Origin of the sequence: Lysinibacillus antri (assembly GCF_003977595.1) — a bacterium.
Classification (GTDB): domain Bacteria; phylum Bacillota; class Bacilli; order Bacillales_A; family Planococcaceae; genus Ureibacillus; species Ureibacillus antri.
The window spans coordinates 1-589 of sequence record NZ_RYYR01000084.1 but is presented as its reverse complement, the minus strand read 5'-3'; the positions used below and the strand labels follow the sequence as shown (position 1 = coordinate 589).

Below are 589 nucleotides of genomic sequence, written 5' to 3'. Positions count from 1 at the left end.
TTAGATACTAAAGCAATTTTAGTACCCTCACCTCGAACGAGGGTTTTATTTTTACTATCAACATTTTAGAGGAAGGTTATGGTAACCATTCGTTTAACTCGTGGCGGAGCTAAAAAACGCCCATTTTATCAAATCGTGGTAGCAGACAGCCGTTCACCACGTGACGGTCGTTTCATCGAGCGTATCGGTTTCTTCAATCCATTAGCTGCAGGCCAAGCTGAACGTTTACGTTTAGACGTGGCTAAAGTTGATGCTTGGGTTGCTAAAGGTGCTGATCTTTCAGACCGTGTTGCATCTTTAGTAAAAGAAGCTCGTAAAGCGGCTTAATTTTTTAAAAATTTTGCAAAAGTAGGTGGGTAGTATGAGCGAACAAAAAATTGAAGTTGTCGGAAAACTAGGATCAACCTATGGGATTCGTGGCTGGTTACGCCTCTATTCATCAACTGAAGAAACCGAAAGCATTTTCGATTATCAGCCTTGGTTCTTAAAAATTAAGGGACAATGGCAACCAATCGAATTAGAAAGTTGGCGTTACCATAACAACGATTTGATTGTGAAATTAAAAGGTAGCGATGACCGTGAGAGCGCT

2 protein-coding genes are annotated in these 589 nt (G+C 40.7%); both read left to right on the top strand.

Annotated elements, in window-relative coordinates; genetic code table 11:
* The first annotated feature begins 78 nt into the window (after positions 1-78).
* Positions 79-327, top strand: a complete 249-nt coding sequence (gene rpsP / locus EK386_RS20765; RefSeq protein ID WP_005599334.1) for a 30S ribosomal protein S16 — start codon at positions 79-81, stop codon at positions 325-327.
* Between the two features lie 34 nt (positions 328-361).
* A partial coding sequence (gene rimM / locus EK386_RS20760) for a ribosome maturation factor RimM (protein WP_126660870.1) occupies positions 362-589 on the top strand: 228 nt, incomplete at its 3' end.